This window comes from [Mycobacterium] manitobense, assembly GCF_025821665.1.
GTDB classification, from domain to species: domain Bacteria; phylum Actinomycetota; class Actinomycetes; order Mycobacteriales; family Mycobacteriaceae; genus Mycobacterium; species Mycobacterium arseniciresistens.
Genome location: NZ_JACKSJ010000276.1, coordinates 1 through 396 on the forward strand (window position 1 = coordinate 1; position 396 = coordinate 396).

1 protein-coding gene is annotated in these 396 nt (G+C 66.4%); it reads left to right on the forward strand.

What is annotated here, in order from left to right:
* The coding region (locus H7I41_RS30115; RefSeq protein WP_505011374.1) for a thioesterase family protein at positions 1–396 on the forward strand (396 nt) is incomplete at both ends.

Sequence of the window (396 nt, forward strand, 5' to 3'; positions counted from 1 at the left end):
CACCCCGGTCGACCTTCCGCCGATACCGGAGGAGCCCGAGCAGATCGACGAAGCGATACCGATGTTCATCCGCGCCTACGGCCCGACCGGCGACTCCAACGGCCTCGAATTTCCTTGGCAGCAGGCAGGTCCCCGGTACGCATGGATCCGCGAGTTCCGGGATCTGGTGGACGGCGAGGAGCTGACTCCGTTCATCCGGGCGGCGATGGCCGTCGATGTCACCAGTTCGATGACCAACTTCAGCACCGCCGGACTGGCGTTCATCAACGCCGACTACACGCTGGCGCTGAGCCGGCTGCCGGACGGGCCCTACATCGCACTCGCGGCACTGACCCACACCAGCGCCGACGGTGTGGCCACCGGATCCTCCGAGCTGTTCGATCACCTCGGGCCGAT